Origin of the sequence: Echinicola sp. 20G (assembly GCF_015533855.1) — a bacterium.
Taxonomy (GTDB): domain Bacteria; phylum Bacteroidota; class Bacteroidia; order Cytophagales; family Cyclobacteriaceae; genus Echinicola.
The window spans coordinates 1,403,771-1,424,794 of the sequence record NZ_AP024154.1 but is presented as its reverse complement, the minus strand read 5'-3'; the positions used below and the strand labels follow the sequence as shown (position 1 = coordinate 1,424,794).

21 protein-coding genes are annotated in these 21,024 nt (G+C 41.9%); 5 read left to right on the top strand and 16 right to left on the bottom strand.

The genetic code is table 11. The annotated features are described in order from the left end of the window. Window positions 1-5: 5 nt before the first annotated feature. The 9 genes from JL001_RS06310 to JL001_RS06270 all read right to left on the bottom strand — a co-directional run bounded on the left by JL001_RS06310 (window position 6) and on the right by JL001_RS06270 (window position 9,863). Window positions 6-1,370, bottom strand: coding sequence for an IS110 family transposase (locus JL001_RS06310; RefSeq protein ID WP_200975288.1), 1,365 nt, complete (start codon window positions 1,368-1,370; stop codon window positions 6-8). A 323-nt stretch (window positions 1,371-1,693) separates the two neighbouring features. Further along, window positions 1,694-2,161, bottom strand: a complete 468-nt coding sequence (locus tag JL001_RS06305) for a hypothetical protein (protein ID WP_200975287.1) — start codon at window positions 2,159-2,161, stop codon at window positions 1,694-1,696. Between the two features lie 80 nt (window positions 2,162-2,241). Continuing rightward, the gene (gene xerA / locus JL001_RS06300; protein ID WP_200975286.1) at window positions 2,242-3,609 is read right to left on the bottom strand and encodes a site-specific tyrosine recombinase/integron integrase; all 1,368 of its coding nucleotides are present in this window, start codon (window positions 3,607-3,609) and stop codon (window positions 2,242-2,244) included. 386 nt (window positions 3,610-3,995) lie between these two features. Beyond that, on the bottom strand, window positions 3,996-4,262 hold the full coding sequence (locus JL001_RS06295; protein WP_200975285.1) for a hypothetical protein: 267 nt from the start codon (window positions 4,260-4,262) through the stop codon (window positions 3,996-3,998). A gap of 229 nt (window positions 4,263-4,491) precedes the next feature. After that, a complete protein-coding gene (gene purE / locus JL001_RS06290) occupies window positions 4,492-5,007 on the bottom strand; it encodes a 5-(carboxyamino)imidazole ribonucleotide mutase (protein WP_192009807.1) in 516 nt (171 codons plus the stop codon). A gap of 3 nt (window positions 5,008-5,010) precedes the next feature. Continuing rightward, window positions 5,011-6,150 (bottom strand): 5-(carboxyamino)imidazole ribonucleotide synthase, encoded by a 1,140-nt coding sequence (locus JL001_RS06285; RefSeq protein WP_200975284.1) that lies wholly within the window; start codon window positions 6,148-6,150, stop codon window positions 5,011-5,013. A 92-nt stretch (window positions 6,151-6,242) separates the two neighbouring features. Continuing rightward, window positions 6,243-6,395, bottom strand: coding sequence for a lmo0937 family membrane protein (locus JL001_RS06280; RefSeq protein ID WP_192009805.1), 153 nt, complete (start codon window positions 6,393-6,395; stop codon window positions 6,243-6,245). 78 nt (window positions 6,396-6,473) lie between these two features. Next, window positions 6,474-8,237 carry a DNA mismatch repair protein gene (locus JL001_RS06275; RefSeq protein WP_200975283.1) on the bottom strand — a complete coding sequence of 588 codons (1,764 nt, stop codon included), beginning with the start codon at window positions 8,235-8,237 and terminating at the stop codon, window positions 6,474-6,476. 126 nt (window positions 8,238-8,363) lie between these two features. Next, window positions 8,364-9,863 (bottom strand): sulfatase, encoded by a 1,500-nt coding sequence (locus JL001_RS06270; protein WP_236252730.1) that lies wholly within the window; start codon window positions 9,861-9,863, stop codon window positions 8,364-8,366. A 246-nt stretch (window positions 9,864-10,109) separates the two neighbouring features. Between JL001_RS06270 and JL001_RS06265 the strand changes: the two genes are divergently transcribed. From JL001_RS06265 to JL001_RS06250, 4 genes are all read left to right on the top strand, one after another. Further along, window positions 10,110-11,318 carry a helix-turn-helix domain-containing protein gene (locus JL001_RS06265; RefSeq protein ID WP_200975282.1) on the top strand — a complete coding sequence of 403 codons (1,209 nt, stop codon included), beginning with the start codon at window positions 10,110-10,112 and terminating at the stop codon, window positions 11,316-11,318. Between the two features lie 110 nt (window positions 11,319-11,428). Next, window positions 11,429-12,190 carry a hypothetical protein gene (locus JL001_RS06260; protein ID WP_200975281.1) on the top strand — a complete coding sequence of 254 codons (762 nt, stop codon included), beginning with the start codon at window positions 11,429-11,431 and terminating at the stop codon, window positions 12,188-12,190. Window positions 12,191-12,294: 104 nt separating this feature from the next. After that, window positions 12,295-12,759: a hypothetical protein gene (locus JL001_RS06255; protein WP_200975280.1), complete on the top strand. Its 465-nt coding sequence runs from the start codon at window positions 12,295-12,297 to the stop codon at window positions 12,757-12,759. A 349-nt stretch (window positions 12,760-13,108) separates the two neighbouring features. After that, window positions 13,109-13,711 (top strand): DNA-3-methyladenine glycosylase I, encoded by a 603-nt coding sequence (locus tag JL001_RS06250; RefSeq protein WP_200975279.1) that lies wholly within the window; start codon window positions 13,109-13,111, stop codon window positions 13,709-13,711. Between the two features lie 105 nt (window positions 13,712-13,816). Here JL001_RS06250 and JL001_RS06245 read toward each other — a convergent pair whose 3' ends face one another. The 5 genes from JL001_RS06245 to JL001_RS06225 all read right to left on the bottom strand — a co-directional run bounded on the left by JL001_RS06245 (window position 13,817) and on the right by JL001_RS06225 (window position 18,932). Next, entirely contained in the window at window positions 13,817-15,277 is a 1,461-nt protein-coding gene (locus JL001_RS06245; RefSeq protein ID WP_200975278.1) for a rhomboid family intramembrane serine protease, read from the bottom strand. Window positions 15,278-15,318: 41 nt separating this feature from the next. Further along, a complete protein-coding gene (locus tag JL001_RS06240) occupies window positions 15,319-15,930 on the bottom strand; it encodes a hypothetical protein (RefSeq protein ID WP_200975277.1) in 612 nt (203 codons plus the stop codon). 23 nt (window positions 15,931-15,953) lie between these two features. Continuing rightward, window positions 15,954-16,373, bottom strand: coding sequence for an RDD family protein (locus JL001_RS06235; protein WP_200975276.1), 420 nt, complete (start codon window positions 16,371-16,373; stop codon window positions 15,954-15,956). Between the two features lie 249 nt (window positions 16,374-16,622). Continuing rightward, window positions 16,623-17,651 carry a sugar phosphate isomerase/epimerase gene (locus JL001_RS06230; RefSeq protein WP_200975275.1) on the bottom strand — a complete coding sequence of 343 codons (1,029 nt, stop codon included), beginning with the start codon at window positions 17,649-17,651 and terminating at the stop codon, window positions 16,623-16,625. Window positions 17,652-17,810: 159 nt separating this feature from the next. After that, window positions 17,811-18,932: a WG repeat-containing protein gene (locus tag JL001_RS06225; RefSeq protein ID WP_200975274.1), complete on the bottom strand. Its 1,122-nt coding sequence runs from the start codon at window positions 18,930-18,932 to the stop codon at window positions 17,811-17,813. A 284-nt stretch (window positions 18,933-19,216) separates the two neighbouring features. On the opposite strand from JL001_RS06225, the gene JL001_RS06220 reads away from it, so the two are divergent. After that, window positions 19,217-19,630: a hypothetical protein gene (locus JL001_RS06220; protein ID WP_192009795.1), complete on the top strand. Its 414-nt coding sequence runs from the start codon at window positions 19,217-19,219 to the stop codon at window positions 19,628-19,630. Between the two features lie 17 nt (window positions 19,631-19,647). On the opposite strand, the gene JL001_RS06215 is transcribed toward JL001_RS06220, so the two are convergent. Continuing rightward, window positions 19,648-20,247 carry a hypothetical protein gene (locus JL001_RS06215; RefSeq protein WP_200975273.1) on the bottom strand — a complete coding sequence of 200 codons (600 nt, stop codon included), beginning with the start codon at window positions 20,245-20,247 and terminating at the stop codon, window positions 19,648-19,650. Window positions 20,248-20,301: 54 nt separating this feature from the next. After that, a complete protein-coding gene (locus JL001_RS06210) occupies window positions 20,302-20,883 on the bottom strand; it encodes an O-methyltransferase (protein ID WP_200975272.1) in 582 nt (193 codons plus the stop codon). Window positions 20,884-21,024 lie beyond the last annotated feature (141 nt).

Here is a 21,024-nt window from a genome sequence, read left to right as displayed (position 1 = left end):
ATAGGTTAAATAGGGACTGTTTCCAGCCCCAAATCCTCATTTGTAAGCCCGAATTTATCGATTTGTTTCTTTATCCTCTTGACAAGCCCCATCTTTCTTTTCTGGTCCAGAAAGAGGTATCCTTCCGGGTTGGTGTAGGGGACTCCCTTCACTACCATGTTCCAGATGATGACGGCAAGCTTTCTTGCCGTGGCACTTACGGCCGAGACCCTTCCCTTCCTGAAGTTGATCCTGTGGAAAAAATCCCTGAGGGGTGTGGAATCCTTAAGGTTGCCAATGGCATTGGCCGCATTGCGCAATGCGATTTTCAGCCTGTTGCTGCCTTTTGGTACTTTGCTTGAGAGCACCTTGCCGCCGCTTACCCTGTTGTTCGGGGCCAGCCTGAGCCATGAGGCAAAGTGCTTGGCGGTCCTGAACTTCTTGATGCCTTCCATCCCCACTTCGCTCATCAGGGCAAGAACCGTGGAATAGCTCATCCCTTCAATGGCCATCAGGTCGGTCCCCTCGAACATCTGGTAAGCCTTCAGGTTGAGGTCAATGTCCTTTGGGGTGTTTTTGTTCAGCCTCTTGTAGGGCTTGGCATCGATGTGGTGCTGTCTCTTGTTGTCATCCGAATTGATGATCTCGTCGAGTACCTTCTCTATTTCCCTGTCACATGCTGCTATTTTCCCCTGAAGGTGGTCATAGGTATCAAGTTCCTGCTTCAGGGCGAACAGGTAGTCCTTCCTTCCATTGCTCTCCAGTGCCCTGGCGATTTCTTCGCTGCTTTTCCGGCAGTTTCCATGCCTGAGCGAGGCCAGCTTCTTTGGATCGGTTTCTCCCGAACAGATAGACCGGATGATCAAAAGTCCTGTCAGGCCGCAAATATCCTTGACCACCACGTCCAACCTCAGGTTCAGCAGCCTCAGGTTCTTCTGCATCTTCTTGGAGGTGGATGCTACCGAACGGAGAAGGTTGCCCCTTTGCCTGCAATAGGTCCTCAGCTCTTCAGTTTTGCCATCGGGAAGAAAACTACTGGTCAAAAGCCCAAGGGTATGCAGTTTCTGGATCCATTGGCAGTCCTTGATGTCGGTCTTTTTCCCCTTGATGTTCTTGGTAAACTTGCCGTTGCAGAGAACCAGGTGGAATCCCCTTGCCATAAGCACAGCGTACAGGTTCTGCCAGTAGGTGCCCGTACTCTCCAGGGCCACTGTCCTGATATTTTTCTCCTCCAACCAAGCCGCCATGGCGAACAGGTCCTGGTTGAATACCCCAAATTCACGCACGTCCTTTTCGGACTGCCCCACAGCCACCCAATGTGAACGACTGCCTACGTCAATGCCCGCTGCCTGCGGGTTGACGACATCCATGATGATAGGTTCCTGTTCCATGATCGGAATAATTTAAGCTCTCAGGGGATGTGCTTTTGGCAAGAAAATATTCTGAACGGGGTCCCGCCGCGACGGGCCGCCACTAAAGTGATCGCAAGCATCCCAACCAGGATTGCGCCCGTGCTTTCCCCTAAGAGGAAGCAACAGTTTAAAAACCGGCCTTGCAGAGAGCTTACACAATTTAAACAAAAAGTGGTTGATTCTTCTTCAAAACGTTAGCCCTGAAAGTAAATGTTTTTAATATATGGGGGATTGTGCCTAACGTTTTGGCTATGCGCATTGTCCCGGAGGGCATTGCGTATAGGTTTTGTTGGGCACAGTTTTTATTTCTTTTTCATTTTAATTCTGTATTCGAGCCAAATAGTCAAAACGTTTTCAGCGTCACCGATTTCAACCTCACCTGAAGTATTTATTATCGTCATAGAAAGTTCATCAGTCAATTTCTTTTCAGCTCGTTTTGTATTCGGCCAAATTGGTCCCGATTGCTGTCTGTCCAATTCTTTATTATCTGTGTAGCACTTTCCGATAACGTAATAAGGTACCACGTCTAAATGACTGTCGTCATAGTCGTGAGGCATTAATTCATCCATTCCTTGTCCAACGTCTTTGTTTAGGTCAAATCCTATTTCTTTGTCAAGGCCTTCTAATGATTTTTCTACGTGAGATATGTTATTTACATAATTTGTACAATCTGGACAGTCGCAAACAAATCCGTTTTGGCTGGCGTAGAATTTTTTAGTCGATTCAACGTCAATTTCAAGTCTTATATGTCCAAGCTCTATCGTCTTCATTTTAATTGTGCCCAACGAGTGAATAAACGCATTGCGTTTATATCTCTTATATTTTGATCTGAAAACCTACAACTAATAATTTAAATATCCAACCCTTCTAAAGGGCTTTTAATAGAAGAAAAACCCTTGGTCGTCACATGTGTATAAATTTGAGTGGTTTTCGGACTTTCATGACCTAGCAAACTTTGGATATACCTAATATCTGTCCCGTTTTCCAGTAAATGGGTAGCAAAGGAATGCCTTAGGGTGTGTGCAGTTACCTGCTTTTTGATTCCTGCTCTTTTCACTGCGGCCTTTAAAATGCTCTGTATGCTCCTTGAAGAATAGGGCTTTGGTTTATCTACCGTACTTCTTTGTCCCTCGAAAAGATAATGGTAAGGCTTCTCCTTCTTGAAATACTCCCTTAAAACCTCCAATGTTTTGGACGACAAAAGCGTATATCGGTCTTTCTTTCCTTTGCTTTGCCTTATCCTTACCTGCATTCTGCTTGAATCAATATCTGTAATCTTCAGATTAATCAATTCACTGATCCGTAATCCTGCGGAATAGATCGTCATGACAATAGCTTTGTGCTTTATATTGTTTATTGATTTAATAATAGACGCAATTTCTTCTTCACTGCAAACCACCGGCAGCGTCTTTTCTTTGATAGGCCGGTCTATAAAGTAAAACTTCCGTTGACCTCCCAAGACTTTTTCATAATAAAATTTGATGGCGTTAATGGACTGGTTTTGATAGGATATTGATACTAACCGATCAGTGACCAAATACCGTAAAAAAACGATTATTTCCTTCTCAGAAATATCCTTATACTCTTTGTGGGGATAAAAATTGATAAATTCCTCGAATAGGGAACAATAAACCTTTAGGGTATTCTCGCTATACCGAAGCTCAATTAGTTTATTACGGTACTCATCCGGGACACTTTTATAATTAATCACATCTTTTGGCGCTGTTTTTTTTCTTTTGTGTGATTTATCCTCCCTTTCCTCAATTTCTTTCACTTCTGCCCCCATACAAAAAGCCGATTCCTTGATCTTGGACATTATGGACTCAGAATAGGGTGCAGTCCACCATTTATTCCTTCCGTCCCACCTACTATAAGGAATAGCCCTCATTAATTCAATCAGCTCTTGATTATACGCAAAAATCACTTTTATTCGGTTCGAAGGCCCTTTGACTAACTGAATGATCTTTTTATGTCGGACTAAGGTTACATCTGAAATCTTATGGCTAGGATTTTCAATAAGCTCCAGCCGATCTCCAAAATAGGCCTTCAGCTTATCAAGATTGTCCGAGTAATGGGTGATCTCCCAAACCCTTTCTCTTGTATTCCATCTGTTAAATTTCAGCCCCTTTACAAATTGAATGTCCTTTTGGTTTTCAGGCATGCGTAAAACCAATTTTTGATTAAATACTGTAAGTGTAATTCTATTTTTCGTCTTCATAATAAAAAAATCATTGCGCATAAATTAAAAATGGGAGATATATGCGCATGTTAATGACCTGTCACCGTTTAAAATACAAAATTTCCAAGACTTCCAAAAATTTTATGGGCCATGCCCTTTGCGCTCTGGCTCCAGTTCTGGTTATCAACAAGAATTCCCAAATCCTTCCATTTACAACGATACGGTTTATCCAAAAAACGTATTGCAAATAAGGATCAGCAAGGATGGATTAGAAAAAAACCTTTGTCATCTCCAATATTGCCTATCTACAACATTAAAACAGTTTCATCCCTAGCTCCCTCCTAAGCTGGCTGAATACTCCATCTACTTTTGCCTCCATTAAAGTAGGATAAAGTCCTAACTAGCTAACAATAAGCCTCAATAAGTTATGCCGTTTCCTTACACCAGTCAGGCATTAACCTTACCCTGCCTAGGGATTGATCAAGGAACAATTCCAAATTATCTTCGGATTTCACTCGGGTATTTCCGAGTTTGATCCGAAGGTGATCCGAAGGAGATCCAAGGGTGATCCGAAGAATATTCTGTTTTACCCCAAATGGAAGTATAGCCAGTGCAAGGACTAAAAGGGAGTTGGGGGTAATAAGACAGGAGGATATACGTAGGAAGCCTGTATGGATATGTGTCTTTAGCATTAAGTATTTTCTGTTCGCCCACCTAAAGATTTAAGGTTGCAACGAGGACTCCTAAATCCTTGCGTTTTCAACGCATTGATTATCCACTCAGCCACATCAAAAATACCCGAAGCAGCTGCCCAATAAATCAACCTTAGGATTTGCAGTATACCAATGAAATAAGTTCGTCCACAAAAAAAGCATCAGCTTGAAACAGCTGATGCCTAATCTTTATTCACCGAATCTTGGATCAATCATCCAGGGTATCTTTCCAACCTTTCAACTCCACATCCCTGGCGGTTTCTTCCACCTTTTCCTTCAGCTCTTTCTTAAAACTATCCATACTTTCGGCCACCTTAGCATCATAAGCCCCTACAATAGAAGCAGCCAAAATACCTGCATTTTTGGCACCGTTTAGGGCTACTGTGGCTACAGGAATTCCTCCTGGCATCTGAAGAATAGACAGGATACTGTCCCAGCCATCAATGCTATTGGAAGACTTGATCGGAACCCCAATAACAGGCAATGAGGTCAAGGAAGCGACCATCCCAGGAAGATGCGCAGCACCCCCAGCACCTGCTATGATTACTTTGATCCCTCTCTGGCGTGCGCTCTCTGCATAGTCGATCATCCTTCTGGGTGTCCTGTGGGCAGACACGATGGTCAGCTCATAGCTTACCCCCAATTCTTCCAATGCCTTCGCCGCATCTGACATAATAGGAAGGTCAGATTTGCTCCCCATGATGATTCCTACCTGTTTGCTCATAACTTATGCTTTTATCTTAATGATTTCTTTTACTTTAAGTGCTTTGGCTTTCAAGGCCTCCACATTTTCCTCCAAAATAGTCACATGTCCCATTTTTCGGAAGGGCTTGGTGATTTTCTTGCCGTATAAATGGATATATACGCCCTTTTCCTGCATGGCCTCATCCATACCTTCCACCAAAGCATCGCCCGTAAACCCATCTTCTCCCAGTAAGTTCACCATCGCTGCAGGCATTCTCAGTTCACTGTTGCCCAAAGGCATCCCCATCACCGAACGCAAATGCTGCTCAAACTGCGAAGTAAAGTTGGCTTCAATGGTATGGTGGCCACTGTTGTGCGGCCTTGGCGCCACTTCATTGACCAGGATTTCCCCTTCTTTGGTCACAAACATCTCTACGGCCAAAATCCCGATCATGTCCAGCTTGGTAATGACTTCTTTGGCTACCTGGATCGCCTCCTCACTGATTGCTTCTGATATTTGCGCAGGGGCAAAGAGAAACTCTACCAGGTTGGCAGTGGGATGGAAGGCACATTCCACAGGAGGAAAGGCATCCAGCTCTCCCTGTTCATTTCGGGAAACTATCACCGCAATCTCCTTGTCGAAATCCACCAATTTCTCCAACAAACTAGGTGCTTCAAAGGCCTTGTCCAAGTCAGCTGCTGTCCTCACCACCTGCACGCCACGACCATCATAGCCTTCTTTTCCCAACTTATTCACCGCTGGAAGAAAATCTGCATTGGCCAAGACGGCCTCTTTATTATCCGTCAGGATAAAGTCAGCCGTAGGGATTCCCTGCTCTTTGTAAAATTGTTTCTGCTCTCGCTTGTCTTGGATCAACTTGATGATATGGGGCTGGGGAAAAACTTTTTTGCCTTCTTTGGCCAACTGCTCCAGCGCATCGGTATTGACATTTTCTATCTCAATGGTGATGATATCACAGTTTTGACCAAACTGGTAAACCGTATCATAATCCGTCAGCTTCCCCTGGGTAAACGCTTGGCAAATATGCTTGCAAGGCGCATTGGCATCAGGATCTAAGATATGAATGTCAATATTATAACTAATGGCGGACTGGATAACCATACGGCCAAGCTGGCCTCCACCTAAAATTCCTAAAGTCTTCTGCTGATAATTATCTTGCACTTGTCGTCTTTTTTTGAGATGATCCTGCAAAATTAACATAAAAAAACGCTAACCTAGACCTAGATTAGCGTTTTTTCATCCTTACAGTTACTTTAGACCGATCGGCCACCGATAAGTCTGAAAAGAATGGCGATAATGGCCAATACTAATAATATATGAATTAAACCTCCGACACTATAAACAAAGGCACCAAATACCCATCCGATCAATAAAATGACTGCGATCAAATACAATAAAGAGTTCATAATTTATGGTTTTAAGTGAAATAATTGATTTACAAAGTATTATAATCAATCAATGTGCCAATTTCTCTCAAACCATAACTAATATTGAAAACGGATGCCCATTAATTCCATCAATTTATGGGCATTGAAGCTTGGACAAGGCCCTTTTTTTATTTTGTAATCAAATAAGATTTCATTGTCTTTTATATCACTATGGAAGCTATAGTTAACCAATGTTGGGATTTTATTATCTAACTCAGACAACTCAATATCATGCGTGGAAATGATTCCTTTGCTATGGCTTTCGGCCAACTGTTGTATCAGTGCTTCACTGCCCATCACCCGGTCTGTGGTATTGGTTCCCTTGAGAATTTCATCCAGCAAAAAGAAAATAGGAAGCTGTTTTTCGGCCTGGTCGAGCAATCCTTTGATCCTTGCCAGCTCTGCATAGAATGAACTGACGCTTTCTCCCAGGTTATCGGTATTGCGCATACTGGTGAAAAGCTGAAATGGCCCAGTTACAAATTTGGTGGCAAAAGGACTTAGGCCCAAATTGACCAAAACCAAGTTGATGCCCAAAGTCCGCATAAAGGTCGTCTTGCCGGACATGTTGGAACCCGTGAGTAACACCGTCTTTTGATTTTCTTCCATCTTGAAATCATTCCCCACGCAAGTTTCATGGCGTAAGAGGGGATGCTTCAGGTTTTCTACCTCCAATGATAAGCTATCCGTCCATTCCACCCGGCAATCCAGTTCTTCCTCATTGGTGAAGGCTGCCAAGGAAACCAAAACCTGCCATTCCTGAAAAACAGTTTCCCAGGCTTGCATATGGCCAGCATGTTTCTGCTTCCAACGCTCCAACCTGAATAGCGCGATAAAATCGATCCAAAATAAGAGGTTAAAAATCAGGTATATCATGTTGATGCGATTTTGCACCATAAAACTCCGCTGTTCCAGGGACTTCAGCGCCACAGAGGCCTTGTAAGACTTCTCAAAAACCGGGCTTTGCAATTTTTTAAGGTAGGGATCATCAAACGACAGCTTCTCCAATTCCCTGGCCCAAGCGGTCAGGGTCTTTAAATCCCCTTCATCGGGCATGACTTTACTTGCCCGTAACAGCGGCTTGAAAATCATCCCCAATGCCAACAATCCAAGTAAAATCCAGGCACTGATATAGGCAATGGACCAACCGGCAAATAACCAGGCAAACAACAGCAAAATGCCAACCGATGGCCCGGCGACCATAGGCAGAAAATAAAATGATTTCCAAGCTTGAGGCTCTTTAAGCCATTGGTAAAAAGCCTTCTTGGACTTCTCTTCCTTCATAAAAGCCTTACCGATGGCCTCGAAGTTCCGCACAAAAACCTTTTCTCTGGAAAGCTCCCGAATCGCGGGAAAGCGTTTTTCGGCTAACTCCGGATCAGCTTGTGCCTTCATCCAATCTGCCAATAGTGCTTTTCCTCCTTCACCCACGGTATGGTCAATCAGCTGAAACAGGGAATGATCCCCAAACAAATCCAGGTCATTGCAAAATGGGTGTTGCTTATCCTTAAAAACCTCTCCCTTATCAAAAGAGCCTAGCTCCCTCTTTTGTCGCATAACAGCGTCCTTCTCCATTTGGAGAACCGCTTTGAGAAAGGCCTGACGGTCCTTCTGCAGGTTAAACAACAGGATAAAATAAATGAAGAGGGCACTGAGTGGAAAGAACAATAACAAGAGCCATTTGATCTCTGTAAGACCTACGATGACGACTGCCCCTAAGGCAAAGAATAAGACCAACCGGCTTAGTGCCAAGCTGGCCATTTTTTGTTTGCAAGTCCGAAGCTCTTCTGTGGCGTTGGTGGTTCTAAAGTCTACGGTCATATGCCAAATATAGAATCTTTTGGCTTATTCCAATGAAAAATTAATGACTTGTAAACAGGGCTTTATTACCAAAACAGGTAAAAAACAAATAAAGCCCTAATTAAAACATTTTTCCTATGGCTTAGCCTATTTCCGATAGATCCCCGTATTCCCTTTTTCTAATAAAGACATCAGTGCTTCCACCACCTCAGGCTTTTTGGCTGCTATGTTTTTGGTCTCGTAGGGATCTTCCTGATGGTCGTAAAGTTCAATCTCGGGGGCTTGCTTCCTGAAATATTTGGTAATTCTATAACGAGGTGTCCTCAATGAAATACCATTTTTGAAATAGCTGTAAGCCGTATTCCTCCAAGTAGCTTCCTGGGGCTGTGCCATCAGTGGCTTCATGCTTTCTCCATCCACCGCATAGTCCATTTTTACACCTGCCAATTCCAGTAGGGTAGGGTATATATCCGTGGTGCTGACCACCTGCTCAATATTTCCACCATTTTGCCCCGGACGTTTGATCATCAACACACTTTGCAAGGCTACATCAAAGACAGTATGTTTTCCCCAAGTCAGTTGGTCGCCCAAATGCCAACCATGGTCACCCCAAACCACCACAATTGTATTTTCTGCCAAACCTTGTTTTTCCAGTTCATCCATCAATTTTCCTACTTGTGCGTCCACATAACTCACCGCTGCCAAGTAACCGTGACGTAACTTTCTGGCATAGGCATCTGACACGGCGCTGTCCAGCCCGGCTTTTTCCTCTCCAAGCAAATACTGGTTTAGCTCTCCACTGGCTTGTAAACTTGCCTTGGAAGAATTTTCCGGAATAGCAGGAAAGGGTGCCAAAGGAATCTTTTCCTCCTCATATAGGTCCCAATATTTTTTCGGAGCGGTAAAGGGTAGGTGAGGCTTAAAAAAACCAACTCCAAGAAAAAAAGGCTGGCCTTTCTCCTTTAGCTCTTTTAACTTATTAATAGCTAGATTAGCAGTCAGGGCATCTGGATAGCCTTCATCCTCCACATCTGCGGACTCATAGGGCTTCACTTGTTTTTTCATGCCATTTCTATTGCTTCCATCTGCATAGCCAAAGAAGGCATTGTGCCCAGTACCCCACTTTCCTGCATCAAAAAGCATCTCGTCCCAGCTGTTGGGCAGTTCAAGCTGATTGCTTCTTGGCTCATTATAACCATACACATAACCATCAGGATGATGGGAAATTTTACCCATTCCCACCGTATAATAGCCATTGTTTCGAAGCGCGTGAATGAAGGTCTCTGGCTTGGCACTCGCAGCGGTATCCGATGCTATGTATTTTTCTGAAATTTCCTTAGCAGCAACCATATTGCTGAGATCGCCCCTATCTTTTGGAAGTTGGCTCGTAAGGAGGTTATACCTAGAAGCTCCGCAAGTAGGAACTGTTACATAATGGTTTTTAAACAAATAGCTTTCTCCGGCCAACTGATCTAGGTTTGGAGAGTGGACATAGTCTTTACCATAGCAGCCCAGTTCAGGCCTAAGGTCATCAATGGCAATGAATAAAATATTGGGAGGAGGAGTCGCTTTTTCAGAGCAGGCTATCAGGTTCATGGCTATCAAAAGCCCCACTATTGAATAAGTCAATCTCATTGAGCACTTCATAAAAGAAATTTTAGGTTAACCGCCCAAATATAGTCAAGATCATTGGATTGTTATTTCAGCTTCCTATGATAGGAGTCAAAAGAATCTTTGGTGAAGCAAGCATTAAAACCCTTTTTCAAATTATTAAAAGTGCATTTCGTTGTCATTGCCCCTTAAAAAAGTTATATTTAATAACACACGAACCACTGTACACCAACACCTTATAATTTGGACAATTATTTTTTCACCGGCCAAAGGCAAAGCTATTTGCTCATAAAATTCATTGTACTCTTTTGGGGCATAATGGGGGTGGACTCTCCATTACTCGCTACAAGCAAAGTAGAAGAAGAAAAAAGTTCTAGTAATTTCATTGAAATCCAAGCAAACCAAATTGATCATCAAATCCCCATTTTAAAATACCATAATGGGATCTTTCCTTCCTTTGACTATGAAAACTGGTCCGGAGAATCCAACCTTCAGCTTTCTGTCAATACTCCTACTTCCCTAATAATCCCATCCGCTGAGCGTAATAAATTTATGTTGACAAAGGTCATAGGATTGGCGCTGTTTGGGCTTTTCCTGATTTGGGGCTTTGTGTGGGTAAAGTTAATTATTGAAAAAGACCAAAAAACAACCTATTCCATTAAGCAGTTTGAAGAAGCCCTACTGCAAAGGCCAGATTCCCTTTCACCCGTGCTGGTGGTGGAAGCCAATAAAAGCCTTACATTCAACCTGATCAACTGGCAAATAGACGCCTTATTTGTGGCCAATTACCACGAAGCCCAAGAACTTCTCCAAAGTTATTGCCCGGATTTGATCATTTGTGATGCAAGTAACCGTAAAAACTCAAGTATCCATCTGCTAAGGCTAATTCGCTCATCAGCTGCGCTTAAACACATTCATGTCTGCTTGCTTGGTGAAGAGCAGAATTATGAGCAAAAACTATACGCTTTAGTCCATGGAGCTGATGAGTTCTTATCCATCCAAATGGATCCTAAAGAACTTAAAACGCGCATCTCCAATTTGGTCAATCATTTTAAGGCCATCCGACAGCACTATCAGGGTATCTCTGACAAAGACATTAAGGCAGGAACCAGTTTACCCAACCCTTATTCCATAGACAAGCAATTTGTGGCCAATGTGTACCAATCCATCTTGGAGCACTATCATGATGATAGTTTTAACGTAAGCAAACTGGCTGCAATGGTTCACCATAGCCGCTCCAATCTCTTTCGAAAAGTGAAGGAACTTACAGGACAAACACCTAATTCCCTGATCCGATTGGTCAGGATTGAAAAAAGCGCCCAATTGTTGAAATCCAAGGCCGGAACCATCAGTGAAATTGCTTTTTCATCTGGCTTCAGCAGCCTATCCTATTTTTCCAAAGTTTTTACCGCTACCTACGGAACCAGTCCTAAAAACTACATGGAAACCCAGCATGAAAGTGGGACATTGGACGATATTACAAGTTTTTGAGAGCATTTTGCAATAGCAATCCTTGATTGTAGCGGTATATTTGAGAAAGTCTAAGCCAGCTTGCTAAGAGCCAATTACCACTTTTTCACATTCTAAAACCCAAACCTAACATGAAAAATACATTCCGAATCAAAGCGTGTACATTTTTTCTTGCGCTGGTATTTTGTTCTTTTCCCTTACTTGCCCAAGATGAAGCTCCATCAGAATTTATCCGTGTAATTGTAGAATTTAAAGTCAAAGAAGGCCAGACTTCCCTATTTGAAAAAAGCATCAGCAGCTGGAAAGAATGTTACCTTAGCAATGGGGGTAAAACCGCTTGGAATGTTTTCCGACGGATGGACGGAGAAGGTGATAACTATGTCCTCACCTATGTCAAACCTAACTGGGCAGCATTTGATGATAAGGATGAAGCTGGTGGCTCTTGCAATAGTTTGGCCGACCTGATGGTGTCTCCTTCCATTGAAACATCCAGTAGGTATTTCACCAAATTTATGCCTGAAATCAGCAAGCAAGCTACACCTGAAAGCCCTCAGTTGGTTGCAGTCACTTTTTTCAAAGTGAAAACGGGGATGTACAGAAGTTTTATGGATCATGTCAAAACCATCAGTGGACATATCGCTACTGCAGAGGGAAGTCCTAGAGGTTTCTGGTACCGATACCTAGGTGGTGGAGAAAATGCTCCAGAGTTCTTCATAAGCAATACTTATCAAAGTTTCTCTGACCTTGATGATATTTCCAGTATATGGAATACTGTCGAAAATGTCCTTGGCAAAAAAGAGAAAGACAAACTCTACGATACTTTCTTCGAATCTGTAGGTGATCTCTACAATCACTTCTACAAACTTGTTCCAGAGATCAGCAACTTACCATAAGTTACTATTAGACTTTCTTCATATTTATAAATATAAAAAGGTAAGCAAGCTTCTTTGGAGCTTGCCTACTTACAGTAACCTTTCAACCACCAAAACAAACAGCTATGAAAACAAACTTTAACACTTTACTCGCTTTCCTATTGATATTCATGATGACATCTTTTGCCTTCCAAGTACAAGCGCAAGAAGAAGAGGAAATGGTTCCCAAAAAGTATGAAAACCCGGAATGGAAATACGTCGTGCTCATTGACTATAAACCTGGGAAATTTGGCGCTGCCCAAAAGATCATCAAAGACTATTTTATCCCAGCAGATCAGAAAGCTGGTGTACCTGGGCCTGAATTGGAGCTGGTCCTTCACTCTGGCGAGTATGACCTGATGGTCATCTGGGCCATGGAAGAGGGCATTGAAGAAATGAACTGGGAATTGAGCCCCCAATCTGTAAAGTGGCGCAAAGCCTTCAATGAAATGGTAGGAGGGAAGGAGGCCGCTGACAAAATCATGGATGAATACCGCTCCTATGTCAATTCCACCACTTCCTATATCAGCCTTAAAGCCAGTTATGACTAGTTGCTTTCCCCTATTAGGGCCAACTCTCATTCCAGTCCCTTGGTTTAACGCTGGAGTGATAGTTGACAATTGAAAGCCTCGGCCTTTGCCGGGGCTTTTTTGGCTAAATCCCCATTCACTTAATTTTGTCATGTAGGCAGGAAATAATTATTTCTTTCCGTAATTTTATATGAGTTACAAGACTGTTGTTTAGTCTGTACAGCATACACCGCAAAAGGAAATGAATTTGTTTTGAATACAATTCCTCTTCGGTCATCCAACTTCCTTCTTTCGACCAGTACTGTCAAAGGAATTAGGCTGTTGGCATTATTCAGGTCATTAGATTATAATTAGCAAGTCAGAAAACCCTATGTCTCCCTATCAAATCAACCAATCCGAAAAATTCAGGTGTCCCTGGTGTCTAGGTTTTGAAGAATATATCAAATACCATGATGAGGAGTGGGGTGTTCCGGTTTACAGTGACAAGGTTCACTTTGAGTTTTTGGTACTGGAGAGTGCCCAAGCAGGTTTAAGTTGGTCCACGATCCTGAAAAAAAGAGAGGGCTACCGTAATGCCTTTGCCCAATTCGATTACAAACAGGTTGCGGATTTTCCAGACAGCATGGTGCAGGAATTGATGCAGGACAGTGGGATCATCAGAAACAAAATGAAAATCGAAGCGGCCATCAATAATGCCCGTCGATTTATGGAAATCCAAGCCAATGTCGGCAGCTTTACCAGCTATATTTGGGATTTTGTAGGAGGTAAACCCATCCACAGCAATATCAAAAGTATCGGAGAAGCCCCAGCCACCACGCCTGAATCGGACAAATTGGCCAAGGACTTAAAGAGCAAAGGCTTTAAATTTTTGGGCAGTACCACCATTTACGCCCATATGCAAGCTACGGGCTTGGTAAATGACCATTTGCAGCAATGCTTCAGGCATCAAGAAGTAAAAAGAATGGCCAAGTAGACTTTACCTAGGTTTTAATCAACTTTTTATTATCCACAGATGAACACGGATAAACACTGATATAATTATCTTAAAGAGTTTTTCAAAAAACCTTCAGGTCAAATGTCATTCCAAACCTTCTGTCAGATCTGAAATGATCCGATCTATCTGCTGGTTGCATTTAGTGATTTCATTTCGATATTGATCTGTATCTTCTTCTATCGCCTTATAAATAAGCTCATAAGACTTGATCCGGAGTTGGCAGTAAGTCTTTAGCTTACCATTTCTCATGGCAAGCACCATGGGCAAATCCATTTGCTCCATACTATCCAACAATTGGAGATTTTCGTTCCAATAATAAATCCCCCTGTCTTTCAATTCAGTTAGTAGTTCGTCTTTGGGGGTAGTTTCAGGCATGCTGTAAAACTCCAACGCCATCGACTCTAGCGAAGCAAAGCGTTCCATTTTTTTATCATAATTGCCAATGTCATTGGGAATGCTGGCATACACGATATAGGAAGAAATAAACAGCAAAAAGGAAATAGAGGCGATCGTCAGGTGCTTTAACTTTATATTTCCATTGTTTCTTATACTGGGAACAAAGCCGTAACCAATAGCCAGCCCAGCCAATAATCCTCCAATATGGGCTGCATTATCAATGCCGCTTTCAGGTTTGAGGCCATTCAAAAGGTTGTAGACCACAAAAATCAAGATACTGGCCATAAGTGTTTTGCGAGTTGATTTGTGAATCAGGTTGGTGGTCAGTAACGCAATAAAAACCCCATAAAGTCCAAAGATGGCACCTGATGCTCCAGCACTGATGACAAGTTCATTCCACCATAAACTGGCCACACTCCCTGCCACACCTGCTAATAAATAAGCTGCCAAAAGCCTGGTTTTGCCCAAATAGGGTTCCAACATCAAGCCAATGTACATTAACGCATACATGTTCAGCAGTAAATGGAGGACTCCAATGTGGACAAAACAGGAAGAAAGCAACCTCCACCATTCTCCTTCCAAAGTCATGGGACGATAATTAGCGCCCCAGTCCAATAAATCCTTGCTTTCTGGCAAAAATATATTGACTCCTGACAATACCATGATCAAGAAAATCAACACATTTAAATGGAGTATAATAGGGGTAACAAAATAGTCTTTGACTGGAATGAAAAAGGAAAGGACACTCGACATCTTTTCCTTTGGATTGGGTATTTCCTCTTGAGTAAAATCTTCTTTGAGCTGGTCAAACCTCATTCCTAGCTCTTCAGCATCAATTGCTTTTTGGTTCTTTTCAATCTTTTGAATCAAATGCTTTACATTTCGGCTGTTTTTACCCCAATCCATCCATTGGTGACCCATACATTCACTCTTAATATAGGCCCTTCCCTTTCTGATCGATACCGTGATCTCTTCACTCCAAGAACTTAGAGAGTACTTGGTGTAGATGCGAAGGGAATCTTCTCCAACTTGGACAATATTCCAACCGAGCTGTTTTGCAGATTCATAAGTCAAGACCAAAAAGTGGGTATCTTCAATATCCTGATACCTATAATATTCTTCATATCTGGGTGGAAGTCCAAATGCCATATGCTAGTTATTTATTCCGTAAAACTCTTAAAAACGCTTTTCTAATGGGTGGTTTCAAGTGCCCTTCCTCTGGTGACATAAGTAGATTTATCTACTGCCAATAAGACAATCAACAGGATCACATCCAATACCACCCCAAAGAGGTTTCCAACACCCAAGCTAAGGGTCATAAAGCCGCTATTGTCATCAAAGACCATCACGATGGTCTGAAGAAAGCTAAAAGCTATGCTGATAATTAGGGCAATAAATACCATTTTGATAGCACGGGGTAATTTCACCAAGAGAAATATACCTGACAAGAAATAAAAACCTGCAACCAAAATTCCTAGGTAGCCAAAAATGATTGTCCACCTTTTTGCATATTCAGAAATGGAAAACATATTCATGCCTTGAGTAAAAGCTTCTCTAAAAACTTTCTCTTGCATCTTTATTTCGGCAGAGGAATTCACAGCCGTGGAATCATGAATTTGCATGGAACTGTCAACTGACATGGCGTACATCATATCGTGGCTTTTTGTTATTCCATCCATCATGTTGCGTTGAATTTCCAATACAGACGGCAAAAACACTGCCTGTGTACTGCCGATCATACCGCATCCTCCAAAAAGTAACATGCAGATGCCAATGATAATGGCCCAAGTTGGTGTCTTCATTATTTGTGATATTTGAATGATGATTATTTGTACAAAACTATCGAGCCACTCGCCAAATCATGTATGGCTCTCTTTTTACTGTTAGTGGCCACAGTGAGAAAAGATATCCAGCTCAAAAGGTACTTGACCAAAAACCTTCCTGATGCCTGAAAAATATTCAATTTGTCATGCTGATTTTCCATTCTTCTAATTCGGAGCCCTAACAATAAATGTCCTAGTGTCCCTCCAAAAAAAGTGAGCATCATGGGCTCATAGAGATAAATAGAAAAAATAAAGATCATTCCACGAACCCAATTTGGGGGATCTCCCAATACATCTATCAATATTGAAGATAGACTGAAAATAATCAGTATGATGATTAAATCTATCATCGCAGCCTTGATCCGGTTGAGCAAGGGTGGAAATTCTTGCACAGCAAAACTGATATGGTCTTTATTTTCCATGGTTGATAAACAAATTCTCGCTTCTGCTTAAGCAATTAAAAAGTGAAACAGTAATAAGTATCACTCTAAAAAATCACCTAACGCCTTCTTTAAAAATATTTGAATTAAGGATAAATGAGGCACTAATCTACAAATACAAGTTATTTATACCACAATTATTACAATATTTTTAAGTTGGATGGGATAAAAGTGTAAAAATAAATCCCGCCCAGTAGAGGGCGGGATTTCATCTTATCGTATCAGAGAATATCAAGAAAGGGCTCTTTCACAAAACTCAAGGCACTTTCTCACCTCTTTAACCGCATCTGATCCCTCTGGAATTTTGTATTCCAATTCTATGGTAGCCGGAAATTTGTATTTGTTTTCCTTCATCATGGTAAGCAATTGAGGAATGGGAGTATCTCCGGTTCCCCAAGGCAAATTCCCCTGCCCATTGGCTTTGGTTTGTCGGTCTTTGGTGTGCATGCTCATGATGCGCTGATGTTGCTTCTCGATCAAAGGAATCAAATCCGTATTTCCTGCAGCAATATAATGTCCTGCATCTAGGTTCAAACCGTTTCTCGGGCTTTGGGCGATGGCCGTATCCCAAAAGTCAAATGTCTCTTGGGTATGACCATGGTAGCCTACTGTCATTTTGTATTTTTCACCCAGTTTGCCCAAGCGCAGCGTTTGGGCTTCATCTGAAGGATGCTCCAAGGTAATATGGGTGGCGCCTAAAGCTTTGGCCGCTTTCATTCCATAGGCCACTTCTGCATCGGTATTATTCTTTCCAAAAGCATTGGGCTTAAAGGCGTAGATGCTGACCCCAGCGGCTTTGTACATTTTTCGCAGTTCCTCGAACTTCTTCATGTCCACCTTGGCCCTCCACTCCGCTACTTCCTTTGCATAAGCTTCACTTTCAGCTCTCATCTCCTCCAATTCCGCTTTTTCTTCAGCTGTCATGTTTTCTCCCTTTCGGGCCTTGCCTGCCAACTGATACATTCGGCCCCTGTCCATATCTAATTGAGGTTTTCCGGCAAAGTGCTCAGCAGGATCACCCATCAATTCGATGGCACTGATGCCCGCATCTGTCACATATTTTAAGGTAGCCTCTGCACTTTGCTCGGGCATTGACCGGAATGAATAGGTGATGCAGCCTATTTGCACCCCATTGATCAGGGAATTGGGTTTACCATATGATTTGATCAAAGCCGGTGCCCCCTGAAGCCATGATGGAGCAGTAATCAATCCTGCTGCACCTAAGGCTGATTTTATAAGAAACTCTCTTCTATTTTTCATTCTATTTTGGGTTGGTTGATGGTAAAGTGTCTTTTATGGAATAACAAATTAGCATTTTTTGATGGATTAAAAGTTTAAAATCAATCCTAAAACTATATGCATGGATAGTTGGTGATTATCTTATATGAACCAAGCCAATTGACTCTTTATGAGAGTTAATTACTCCACATCATTTGGATCATCATACCTGACGGGCACTACCACCTCTCCTTCTAAATTGATAAAGCCAAACTTGTCATTTTTCTTCACCAACGCCCATTTCGGATTGTAAACGCCATAGTTGCCAATACTTTCATATTCAATGGGGACAATCAATTTTCCATTTGTATCAATCAGGCCATAGTTGTTTCTTTTTCGGACCGAAGCAAACCCGGAAACTCCATTCGCTCCAAACCTCCCAATACTTTCATACTCAACAGGGACGATCAACTTGCCATGGGTATCGATCAGGCCATAGTAATTTCTTTTTCGGACCAAAGCAAACCCGGAAACTCCATTCGCTCCAAACCTCCCAATACTTTCATACTCAACAGGGACGACCAACTTGCCATGGGTATCGATCAGGCCATAGTAGTTTCTTTTTCGGACCGAAGCAAACCCGGAAACTCCATTCGCTCCAAACCTCCCAATACTTTCATACTCAACAGGGACGATCAACTTGCCATGGGTATCGATCAGGCCATAGTAGTTTCTTTTTCGGACCGAAGCAAACCCGGAAACTCCATTCGCTCCAAACCTCCCAATACTTTCATACTCAACAGGGACGACCAACTTGCCATGGGTATCGATCAGGCCATAGTAGTTTCTTTTTCGGACCGAAGCAAACCCGGAAACTCCATTCGCTCCAAACCTCCCAATACTTTCATACTCAACAGGGACGATCAACTTGCCATGGGTATCGATCAGGCCATAGTAGTTTCTTTTTCGGACCGAAGCAAACCCGGAAACTCCATTCGCTCCAAACCTCCCAATACTTTCATACTCAACAGGGACGATCAACTTGCCATGGGTATCGATCAGGCCATAGTAGTTTCTTTTTCGGACCAAGGCTAAGCCGGAAACTCCATTCGCTCCAAATTGCCCAATGCTCTCATATTCTACCGGAATAACCAAATTGCCCTGATTATCAATCATACCAAAATGATTACCTTTCCGTACTAAAGCTAAGTTTGAAATCCCTCTAGACCCGAAATTAGCTATTTGATCAAACTCAATTTGTGACCATGCAGCGGGCGCAAATAGTAATACAATCCAAGCAAGCAATAAAAATCTCTTCATCATTTCTTATCCAAGTTTACAATACATCATTGTGGCTCACTTTTAAACAATGCCTAAAAATTTTACAACGCTTGAAAAAATCGAGCACAAAAACAACATTTCGAAAATTAAGATCAATAATAGTAAATAATCAAAAGAAAACTCCAGTATCAACTAATTTTTTAATGTGTTCCAATAGAGAAGTTCGCAAATCCAAAAAGATATTTATTGTTTTATTCGGCGAATAATCAGAAATTAATATTCATTATTTTATTGTCAGCACTAACCTGTTTAAAAAGCCTTTAACCATGAATAAATACGTCAAAATTGCCATTTTTTCCCTAGTATTAATTATTGCTGGTGTGATCTATTGGAGGTTCTTCTTTGTTTTTGCCCAAGGAGTAAAAGGGGGCACCCTCAACTATTACGAGAAAAAAGGCTTTGTTTTCAAAACTTGGGAAGGCAGACTGGTGCAAGAGGGATTCCAAAGTCCCACAGCAGGAGCCCTGCAAAGCAATGAATTCCGCTTCAGCGGGCAAGGTGATGAGGTTTCCGAAAAACTGGAAAGGGCCAGTGGCAAGTTTGTAGAAGTTCGCTACCGTGAATACTTGGGCAAACTTCCATGGAGAGGAGCAAGCCGGTTTATAGTTTATGAGGTTGTTGAAGTTGGTGGACGAGAAGGAAGCGGAAACAGTGAAATTCCTGCCAATAAAGAGCCTTAAAAAAGAGATTGATTTTCCTAATAGTATTTCCTATTACTCTCAGGAGCAAACAAATACTGGTGTCCTCCATCTTCTAATCTTAAAAACTTCCGATCTGTAAAAGGCTTTTCAATTTTACTGTCATATATCGGCTCAACCTTGATTGTGTCTTTTACAATTGTATACTCAAACCACTTTTCGATAAGTCTATTATGCCCCTCCATTATTGATTGGCATAGTATGCCATTTTGAAACTTTAATACAAACAAATGGCCATTATTGCTTCGGCTAAATACCTCTTTTTCCATTAAAGTTTGGGGTTCAAAATACTTTACAACTTTATTTTCTGCAGGATTAGATTTCTTATAGCTGATTTCTACTTTAGATCCCACATCCCTTTTTCCTAAATCTCCATTCAATTTGGTGTTGGAGATATAAATGGAATCATCGGCGGAAAATGCATAATTGATACTATAACCATAACCTCTTCCTCCATATCCATTTGTTGTTGTTATTTCCAGTATTAAGCCTTCTGTTGCAACAGATTTCCCCCAAAGGGGTAGCTCATAATTACACCAAGCCCAATATGTAAATAAACACAATAATACAATACCGAAAATCCACGGGTTGGATTTCATATGGTGTTCAATTTAGATAATTTTGATAGTACTATAAATGGACTTTAGTTCACACTAGCTCTTTCTGCTCGCCACAATTACTCCGGTGGACCAATTCATCTTGCAAATGGAAAAATCTTCCCGGGACTCCAGGTAAGAAACCAACTTATCCACATTTTCCTGATGGCCTGCTGGCCAGTTGGGCTGAGCAGTCATATCATCGATTACATAAAAACCACCCACTTTGACCATCGCCAAAGTCTCCTCCAATTGGCTGTATTTTCCTGGCCAGGCATCCGCAAAGATCAAGTCAAATGGTTTTCCTTGATGGTTTTTGATCCAATCAGCTCCATCCATACAAACAATATTTACCCGATTGTCCGCACCAAAAAAGCCCTGCACAATTTCACACAAAGCAAAATCATTGTCCACAGTCGTCAGCTTGCCATTTTTATCCATCCCATCAATCATCCAGGACAGCGATAAGCCAATGCCCGTTCCCAGCTCCAGAAAATTTCCTCCTGGTTTGGACAGCATTAGTGTCTTTAATAAAGCACCGATATATCGGTCCGATGGCATGGTAAAACCAATTTCTTGGGATTTGGACTCGATCTTCTCGTATAATTTGGGAAGATCCAAAATAAGACTGTCTTTCATGAGCAGTTTGGAGCTATTTGACTTTTATAAAAGTTAAAAACGGAATATAAGTAATTCGACAATGCTTCAAACTATATGTTTGGATAAAACTGACCAGATCAATAAAAAAGGCCACCCAATAAGGTGGCCTTTCTCAAAATG

Coding starts and splice junctions, on each gene's coding strand:
- JL001_RS06310 (WP_200975288.1), bottom strand. CDS start 1,370: ATGGAACAGGAACCTATCATCATGGATGTCGTCAACCCGCAGGCAGCG.
- JL001_RS06305 (WP_200975287.1), bottom strand. CDS start 2,161: ATGAAGACGATAGAGCTTGGACATATAAGACTTGAAATTGACGTTGAA.
- xerA (WP_200975286.1), bottom strand. CDS start 3,609: ATGAAGACGAAAAATAGAATTACACTTACAGTATTTAATCAAAAATTG.
- JL001_RS06295 (WP_200975285.1), bottom strand. CDS start 4,262: ATGCTAAAGACACATATCCATACAGGCTTCCTACGTATATCCTCCTGT.
- purE (WP_192009807.1), bottom strand. CDS start 5,007: ATGAGCAAACAGGTAGGAATCATCATGGGGAGCAAATCTGACCTTCCT.
- JL001_RS06280 (WP_192009805.1), bottom strand. CDS start 6,395: ATGAACTCTTTATTGTATTTGATCGCAGTCATTTTATTGATCGGATGG.
- JL001_RS06275 (WP_200975283.1), bottom strand. CDS start 8,237: ATGACCGTAGACTTTAGAACCACCAACGCCACAGAAGAGCTTCGGACT.
- JL001_RS06270 (WP_236252730.1), bottom strand. CDS start 9,863: ATGAAGTGCTCAATGAGATTGACTTATTCAATAGTGGGGCTTTTGATA.
- JL001_RS06260 (WP_200975281.1), top strand. CDS start 11,429: ATGAAAAATACATTCCGAATCAAAGCGTGTACATTTTTTCTTGCGCTG.
- JL001_RS06255 (WP_200975280.1), top strand. CDS start 12,295: ATGAAAACAAACTTTAACACTTTACTCGCTTTCCTATTGATATTCATG.
- JL001_RS06250 (WP_200975279.1), top strand. CDS start 13,109: ATGTCTCCCTATCAAATCAACCAATCCGAAAAATTCAGGTGTCCCTGG.
- JL001_RS06245 (WP_200975278.1), bottom strand. CDS start 15,277: ATGGCATTTGGACTTCCACCCAGATATGAAGAATATTATAGGTATCAG.
- JL001_RS06240 (WP_200975277.1), bottom strand. CDS start 15,930: ATGAAGACACCAACTTGGGCCATTATCATTGGCATCTGCATGTTACTT.
- JL001_RS06235 (WP_200975276.1), bottom strand. CDS start 16,373: ATGGAAAATAAAGACCATATCAGTTTTGCTGTGCAAGAATTTCCACCC.
- JL001_RS06230 (WP_200975275.1), bottom strand. CDS start 17,651: ATGAAAAATAGAAGAGAGTTTCTTATAAAATCAGCCTTAGGTGCAGCA.
- JL001_RS06225 (WP_200975274.1), bottom strand. CDS start 18,932: ATGATGAAGAGATTTTTATTGCTTGCTTGGATTGTATTACTATTTGCG.
- JL001_RS06220 (WP_192009795.1), top strand. CDS start 19,217: ATGAATAAATACGTCAAAATTGCCATTTTTTCCCTAGTATTAATTATT.
- JL001_RS06215 (WP_200975273.1), bottom strand. CDS start 20,247: ATGAAATCCAACCCGTGGATTTTCGGTATTGTATTATTGTGTTTATTT.
- JL001_RS06210 (WP_200975272.1), bottom strand. CDS start 20,883: ATGAAAGACAGTCTTATTTTGGATCTTCCCAAATTATACGAGAAGATC.